Consider the following 7,853-nt stretch of genomic DNA (forward strand, 5'->3'; position numbering starts at 1 on the left):
ATGCAAATAACAAAACAGGCCCCGTCAGGGGCCTGTTTCACCACAAAAATTTCACGGCTTTCCAGTCTGTATCTAAAATGTGACTATTGCTTGTTGTTAGTCTCAGCCATCCATAGAGCACCTGCCCTGAGGTAACCGTATTAGAGTTTGCTTTAACGATAACTCCCTGGGGATAATAACCAGAACCTGGCATGGCGTTTGAACTGCTGAGAGTGTTACATATTGTACTTTCAATAACGTTCGCAACCTGACCAAGTACTGCTTCCCCCCAGTTATTCCATCCACCAAGATTGCTGTTACAGAGAATACACCGGGTTAATACAAGATTGCTTGCGTTACGAATTGCATACACTGCATTGGTCTGCCTTGGGCAGTCAATACTGTAACGATTATACGCAGGTATGTACGCTGATGTTTTCCCATTAGGAATGCCGATGATCCAGGCGAACCCAGTGCCTGTGCCCAGGCAATCATAAGCTGAAACCTTAAATATACATGATTGAATGTCGTAATGTCCTGCAACTGAATCCTTCCACTGCGTCCCGATTGTCTCAATCTCACATCCCAATACTTGCCCGTTAAAGCCGTAAATAGCACCAGAATTGCAATTATGGTGTCGAATTTTGATCTTGCTATCCACACATGTATCAACTTCAGCAGCAACCCCTCCATCTTTATTTTGAATATCAATGTCGCAATTTTTGAAACGTGTCAGATATGGTTTGCAGTTATTACTAAGGATGGCCTTGATTTTAAGATTATTGACATTATACGACTTACCTAATATGCATACTCCAAATGCGCTATTATCTGCAACTATATTAATGAAACCGCTATCAATAATTTGATAGTCGAAATTAGGCTCCAAATCAACTCCGCCAGGCTGCTGAACCCCGCCTACTATGCCGCCAACATTATTGATAGAGACATCAATATTGAAGTTTTTGCAGCTGATAACTGAGATGGCGTTACGGCCGTCAATAACACCGTTGGAAATCGTTCCTCTTAGGCGCAGGCCATTAGTAATGGCACTATTTGACAACCAGTCAGATTGAGAAACATAAAATCCGTCGCCTTTAATATCTTTAATTTCATGAGTGAAGTCGAACCGCCCACCACCTGCTATGCCGACACAATAAATGTGCTCCTCATCTGGCTGTAGAGTTCTCTGCCCATCGAATCTGAGATGCCCTGTAACATCGAAAACATCTTTCAATAAGATGCCCATGTAAGCTGGCATTCCGGCATTGTTTTCAGAAGTGGAAGTTCGTTGTTTTAACTTCAGCATGCCCTCACACTGAAAGCGCGTGTTGTTATAGCTACTGTTATTGAGCGTGATACCTGCAACGATAAATTCTCCCTCTGGAATGACAACCAACTTCCCTTTCTTGGCATCAACCAGACGCTGCAATGCAACGCTGCTGTCCGTGCCAGGCACACCTCCGGCGTCAAGTAACGTTATGCGGGAAGTGAGGCGCTTCCAGCGCTTGCCGCCAGCAGTAACAAATACATCCACGCCATTATCAGCGCTAGTTGTATCTGTGTTGTCATACCACAAAATGCCGCCACCATACCCAGTACCAGATGCATACTCTACAAGGCTGATCATCTGCTTATTGATGGTCGGTTCAACCAGTCGCAGGGCCGTTACCGTCGCGCAGCGGCCTATTAATTTAAAACCATCAGCCGCAGACAGGTCTTTCCTCAGCACATCAGAAACTTCTACTGGTTGCCACTTTCCTGGGCCAGTGCCTCCAGCGGAAGCAGGCGTAGATCCAGAAGGTACATCTTTTGGGAGAGTAGAAAGATCATCCCAGCGATACCAGATTAATGTTGTCGTGTCCTGCAAAAGGTCACCGGCAGCCGTCACCGTTCCGCCACCCTGGAATGTACCTTTAAGGTTCCAACCAAGATTGTAGATCTGCTGCAAGACTAGCTGTTTCAGCCCTTCAATCGTGTAATGCTGCACACCGAAGCGGTCTACGTACCATTGAGAAAAGGACGTAACGAACTCGTCAATTTTTCCCGCATTAAACTTCAGATCGCGTGGTGATTCGCTAGGGACAGACAAATTAGTAGGTTGCGTAGCCATATTGATTCCATAAAAAAACCCGGCACGGTGGCCGGGTCTGGTTGGTCGGGGACGGTTTTTATTGGTAGATGGCGTCGCTATATTCCGCGACGGTCAGAGATACCGTGTTATCTGTGTTCGGCTTGATGCTATTGACCGTCCATAGTTGGCTGTTCAGCTCCTCCACCGTTGCTATGAGGTAGCGTGACGGGAGCTGTACAGTGTCTCCGTTCCAGATATTGAGTTGAATGTCGGGTATTGCCGCAGTGAAGCCGTACTTGGTGTCGGTGCGGGCCGTCGCCGGATAACGCAGCGTCGGGTTACCCAAGCTGTCGGTGACAAGGACATACATCGAACCGGTGAAGGTGATCGGCTCACTGGTATCGAAATCATTCCCGGAGCGGCCGGTGACGTAACCACCCTGCTGGTTGCTGTCGTAGATGTCGGGCATCTGAATGACGCTACCGACCTGGATAATGCCGTCCTCAAACACTTTGGCGTTCATCTTCACGCGCGAGTAGATCAGGCGTTTGGTTTCGCGCAGAGCTCGCTCCCGGGCCTGATACTCATTACGGAAGCCGACGATCTCCAGCTTGTTCGGGTTCTCCGCTTCCTGTTCAACGATAGCGCCGTTCAGCACGCGGTAGTTGATGTACGTCTTATTGTTCGTGGTCGGGTGAACGTAGGACACCTGCACGCCGTCATAACCGCCTGGAAGAGTAGCTTCGTACGTCATTTTGTACTCGTCAGTCTTCATGTTGGCCCGGTTGAATACTGCCGCCGGGTAGTCAACCTTCTGATCACGGGCAAACGTCAGCACGCCGTCATCCCAGTACGCCACCACCGACGCCGCATTGCAGATCGCCTGCACGCGGTCGCCCAGTGAGTCGTTCTCGTCGTCAAACGTGTAGTCGAAGTAGCCCAGACGCTCGTCAGGCAGGCTTTCAGCAATAGAGTACAGACCGTAAAGGTCAATGCTGCTTACCGGCTGCTCGCCCATAATCAGCCAGGTGTGAGCCACTGCATCAGCGAACGAGCGCGACGGCCTCAGGGTGTAATCAACCGTCTGCGTGTCCAGGTCGTACGTAATGGTGTGGCGCGTCACCAGTGCGTTATATTTGCGCTCGCGGCTGCCAAGAGCGTTCTCTGTCGCCCGGACTTTTACTCGCACAAGCGTGTCGGTAGGGTGAACGACGTTTGTCCTGATGTTGATGCTGTGGATCTCTTCGACCTTGAGCAGTGACGCGTCGCCGGAGTTATCCGTGCGCTGGAAGCTGACCGCGTATTTCCCGAAGCCGCCGGTCGGAGTGATCTTGTCAGTTCGATAAAACACCTCACTCGTCGACTGATGCGGCGTCGTCTGCCTGTATGTAAACGTCTGCTGCGTTCCCGGCACCTGGTTGTAGTCGTCGTCGATTTTCCAGATGACAACCTTCCAGTTGGTCTCTTTCTTCCCGCCGAGGCTGGACTGAGTATGCAGCCACAGCTGCGTTGACTCGACCGGGGAAAAGAACGGCCCAACCACCAGTGCCTCGTTATCGTTGAGGACGAATTTCGTGGTGTTGATCGTGGCATTCGCCGGGATGTCCTGCGGACCCTCCAGCTGGTTCATCGTAAACGTGTACCAGCGCACCGGGTTAACAACCGCGCCGTCGTTTGTTTCAACGGCGGAGATCAGCGTGCCGGAGAATGTAGCATCGGTAGTAACGGTTCCGGAGGCCGTGCTGTACGTCACGTTGATGGTGAAAGTCACCGCGTGCGGCAGCACCAGCCCCATGAAATAGTCAAACTCAGACTGCTTGACGATTTTCATCGCTATCTGTCCGCCGGAATACGTTCCGCTGACAACCGTGTTTGCCGTTGCTGTTTCGATCGGGAAGTCGCTGGCTTCGTTCTGACCGGGAACTTCCTGACCGTCAACGTCATCGAATCCGTAACCTTCGACGATCTGCGGGATTACTTCGCCAGGCTGGAAGAACTGGAATTCAGCACCGGCCAGAGAGCCGAGGCTTGATTCTGAGTAGCGCACCGACTCGTAATCGTATTTACCGATTCCGATGCACATCCACTCTGTAACGTACTTCAGGCCGCCGTCGGTAGACGTCTGGTGCACGTATTCGAACACCGACTCCTGAATCAGATCCGGGAACGAACGAATCTGCCCGCAAATGTCCGGCTTGGCCTTGTAAACGCGCGCCGTGTTTGTCTGACCGGTCAGGCTATTGTTCGGTGAGTCGACGGTATTACCGCCGTTGTTCGCGATTGCCGGCTTCGGCGCCAGGAACGCAAATACCTGACCAACCACTTTAAAGATCGGGCTCAGGATGTCGCCGACAATGCCCTTTGGCTGGTCGAATATCTGGATATGGTCCAGCTCGCTCAACTCAAACGCCAACTCATCATCGTCGCCCAGCTTTACGCCGTTGCGGACGATCAGCAGATCGCGGTGAAAGGTAGCATCATTGGCCGCCAGCCAGTCATAAAAAAGGGTGCCGCTTGGCACCCTGCAACGCAGCTTAGACGTTCCTGGAAAATTCGATATCTCAACCAGCGCCATATTCGAAAAACTCCACTTTGGTGAATGCCCGCTGAATGACCAGCAACGAGTCCATGCGTACGCTTCCGTTCTCGCCGCGTGAATGCAGCGCCTGCCTGTTAAGCACCAGCCCAACATGCGCCGGTTGCGCGCCGCGGTACCCGACGAATATCCCGCCCTCGACCTGATTATCGACCTGGCGCCAGAAAACAACGTCACCCTGATAGCAGGTGAAGAAGTCCGCCCCGGCTTCGTAGTCCGGTGTCTGGTGCAACTCAATGCCGAGGACGTGCCGGTAATACAGCACCACCAGCCCCCAGCAATCCACCTTTTCGAACGAACAGGCCCGGTTAGCCCACGGCACGCCGATCATCCTGCTGATAAAATCAGAGGTACTGAAGGCCAGTGTATTCCGTTGGGTCATAGAGCCTTCCGATGTTGTTGTTTAGAGGGTTGGTGACAGACAGAGTGACCGATGCGGCGTCGGCATCGATATCTACCGTCTTTACGTAAAGCTGCCAGGACTTAATCGGCACAGACACGTCTCCGCTGTCGAAGATCTGCCGGGTGGCCGTGATAGCTGTTAGCCGGGCCGCGCCCTTCCACTGCTTCATCAGCGCTTTGATGTCCGACGACAGCCGCCCTAACTTCACCGTCGCATCGATCACCGGCGTACCGCTCTGCTGGCTCTCTTCGATTTCAAAACGGGCGGGTGTGTACGTCTGGCCGCCAAGCGTCTTCGGGAAGAACTGCTTATCGACCAGGCGGACATAGCCGAAGGATGGATGGTAGAACGTGATGGTGTCGTACAGTCCGCGCGTCGGGCGCTGCTGCTTATAAGCTCTGAAGGTAGGCATCACGGCACTCTCGGTAAAGATTCCGGGTCGCGCCCGTCAGGATAACCCGTGACAACGATATCCAGCCACGAATCCCACGGTGGAGGCAGCTCAACAATTATGTCGTCAAACTCGTCGTCAGCGTTATAGAGGTGGTTCGCAATAACGGTCCCCGTCCAGGTCACCACCCCACCGTCGATACTGGTTTGGACTGGCATCTGCGTGAAGTGAAGCTCCTGCAATTGCAGGCCACTGCCGCCAAGATTGATATTCATCCGGAACCAGTTCAGGCCCCGGTTGAGATAGTTAGGGCTGCGCAACCACTGCTGGAATGCTCGCTCCTCAGCCAGAGTGAAGATCCACGTCAGCGACCAGGTCACTTTCAGGTCGTCGGTTTGATTCTCGAAGATAGCCGGGCCGACCGCTGGCTGATCGGTCTGGAACCCGGTATCGAGCGTCATGTTTTTGCTGGCCTTCTGCGCCAGCGGCAGCCAGTCGGGATAGTCGATAATTGGCATCAGCCCTGCCCCCTTGGCGTGCGTTTAACGTTCATGTTGCTGGTTATGGCGTTACTGATTGGGCCGCCGTTGTTCAGGTCGGCGACAATTACATCCACCGTCACTCCGCCATTAGCATCCGTACCAGCCTGCGCATCGACCGAGGATGACGTGTAGTTCTGGATGTTTATTACCACCCCTCCACCTCCGCCGGCAGTCATCTCCTTGTTGCTGATCACCCGACCGTTATCACCAGGAATCATGTACTGCTTACCAGTGCTGGCCTGGTAAATCTCAGGCATGCCCCCTTCGCCGACTTGATACATCCCGCCTGCACTCACCGGGCCGCCATTCTTACGCTTGCCAGACAAAGCCAGGATGCCAGCCATCGCGCCGAGACCAATAGCCACTGCGCCACCGAATGAAGCCACGGAGGACATGATGGCCGCTGGAGTCCATGCCGCCGTAGTAGCCGCAGCCGCAGCCGTCGAAGTCGCTGTCGTGGTTGCGATGCCTGCCGCCTGTGCGGTGGTGGATGCTGCAACCGCCGCGGTAGTGGCCGCCTGGCCCATAATGGCCGACTTAACCCACTCGACGCCCATCTGCACAAATGTGTTTACCAGGCTATTTAAAACAGTTCTTCCTAAAGATTTAGCCGCTTCTTCAGCGTCCATGCTTTTGGTGATAAGGCCAGTCAGAGTGTTAGAGGCATTATTGCCGAATGCGGTAAATGCCGCCGCCGCTGCCTGCGTGGCAGCATTCTGTTGCGCCCATTCTTCCCACATCGCAGCGTTACGCTGATCACGATACTGCTGCTCGATAGCGGCACGCGCTGCCTCAGCCTCCCCGATCTTCTGCGGGTAAAGTTGGGCGTAAAGCTGGATGTCAGCAATGTCTTTCTGATGCTGGCTATCCAGCCCGGCAGTTTTGCTGGTTTTACCCTGGATGGTACTGAACTTATTGGCAGCCTCTGTGCGCTCCCGTTCAGCCTTGGCTTGCTCACGCAATGCGTTGGCATTGTCCCAGGCTTTTCCTGCCAGTTGCCCGGCCAGCAGAAGTTGTTCCTGCGTGGCTGTGTTACCGAGAGACTGTTGCGCATTAAGCACGGCCTGCGCTCTGGACAGTTCACCGACACTGCCAGCTGACAGCTCGGCCTTCTGCCTCAGTTCATCCAGCTTTTGATTAACAGATTCTTGAGCTTTAGCGTATTGCTCAGCTTCTTTCTGTGCCGCAGACTTTCCGCCTTTCGCTTTGCTGCCAGTAGCTGAGGCGGTCCTTTTAATCTCGATCGGCTTTGTGTTAGCCGCGGTCTGTGATGCTTTGGACACAGCGTCCAGGTCGCCAACCAGCATGGCGGCTTTATTGCTCAGCCCGGCCAGAGCGTTGTTTTGCGCCTCCCAGCCATCAAGCCCAAGCCATGACCAGGTGCGCGCGCGGCGAGTAAACATTTCAGCGGTGCTGTTCAGATCCGATATCTGAGCATCTGCCGACGCCGCTTTACCCACCAGCCGGTCGAGTGCAGCAGTCATTGAATCGATAACCGCAACCAGCCCTGTGCTTGCTCCAGTCGCCTGGTTAACAGAGTCAATCATCGACAGGAATGAGTTTGTCAGCGCGGTATTAGCCTGTGAAAGCGTGCGCGGTAGTTTCTCGAACTCTGCATTCACTGAGCCGGTTTGCTTCTGAATGGCGTTGAGAGCATCTTCTGCCGTCAGTTTCCCGTCCAGCATGAGCTGACGAAGCTCTCCGATGCTTACACCCATCCCGGCGGCAATCTGGCGCGCCAGTTCCGGCATTTGCTCAAGGATGGAGTTGAACTCCTCCGTCCGAACCGTACCGGAGGAAATTGACTGGCCGAACTGACGAAGAGCATTCGCCATTTCTTCTGCCGAGGATCCGCCAATGCGACCTAT

6 protein-coding genes are annotated in these 7,853 nt (G+C 53.6%); all 6 read right to left on the reverse strand.

Translation table 11 applies throughout. From position 1 onward, the window contains the following. Positions 1-37: 37 nt before the first annotated feature. Positions 38-2,092 (reverse strand): hypothetical protein, encoded by a 2,055-nt coding sequence (locus HP459_RS19280; protein ID WP_169441165.1) that lies wholly within the window; start codon positions 2,090-2,092, stop codon positions 38-40. Between the two features lie 58 nt (positions 2,093-2,150). Next, positions 2,151-4,628 (reverse strand): host specificity factor TipJ family phage tail protein, encoded by a 2,478-nt coding sequence (locus HP459_RS19285; RefSeq protein ID WP_169441167.1) that lies wholly within the window; start codon positions 4,626-4,628, stop codon positions 2,151-2,153. Next, entirely contained in the window at positions 4,615-5,031 is a 417-nt protein-coding gene (locus HP459_RS19290) for an NlpC/P60 family protein (protein ID WP_233156203.1), read from the reverse strand. Before HP459_RS19290 ends, HP459_RS19285 begins: the two co-directional genes overlap by 14 nt. Then, positions 4,994-5,464, reverse strand: a complete 471-nt coding sequence (locus tag HP459_RS19295; RefSeq protein ID WP_045288362.1) for a hypothetical protein — start codon at positions 5,462-5,464, stop codon at positions 4,994-4,996. Before HP459_RS19295 ends, HP459_RS19290 begins: the two co-directional genes overlap by 38 nt. Continuing rightward, on the reverse strand, positions 5,464-5,961 hold the full coding sequence (locus HP459_RS19300) for a hypothetical protein (protein ID WP_013095994.1): 498 nt from the start codon (positions 5,959-5,961) through the stop codon (positions 5,464-5,466). The genes HP459_RS19295 and HP459_RS19300 overlap by 1 nt, the downstream gene beginning before the upstream one ends. Further along, positions 5,961-7,853, reverse strand: a 1,893-nt coding sequence (locus tag HP459_RS19305; RefSeq protein ID WP_171936665.1) for a tape measure protein, incomplete at its 5' end; no start/stop codon positions are given. The genes HP459_RS19300 and HP459_RS19305, both read right to left, overlap by 1 nt.

Source organism: Enterobacter sp. CM29 (genome assembly GCF_013179605.1).
In the GTDB taxonomy this organism is placed as follows: domain Bacteria; phylum Pseudomonadota; class Gammaproteobacteria; order Enterobacterales; family Enterobacteriaceae; genus Enterobacter; species Enterobacter intestinihominis.

Coding starts and splice junctions, on each gene's coding strand:
- HP459_RS19285 (WP_169441167.1), bottom strand. CDS start 4,628: ATGGCGCTGGTTGAGATATCGAATTTTCCAGGAACGTCTAAGCTGCGT.
- HP459_RS19290 (WP_233156203.1), bottom strand. CDS start 5,031: ATGACCCAACGGAATACACTGGCCTTCAGTACCTCTGATTTTATCAGC.
- HP459_RS19280 (WP_169441165.1), bottom strand. CDS start 2,092: ATGGCTACGCAACCTACTAATTTGTCTGTCCCTAGCGAATCACCACGC.
- HP459_RS19300 (WP_013095994.1), bottom strand. CDS start 5,961: ATGCCAATTATCGACTATCCCGACTGGCTGCCGCTGGCGCAGAAGGCC.
- HP459_RS19295 (WP_045288362.1), bottom strand. CDS start 5,464: ATGCCTACCTTCAGAGCTTATAAGCAGCAGCGCCCGACGCGCGGACTG.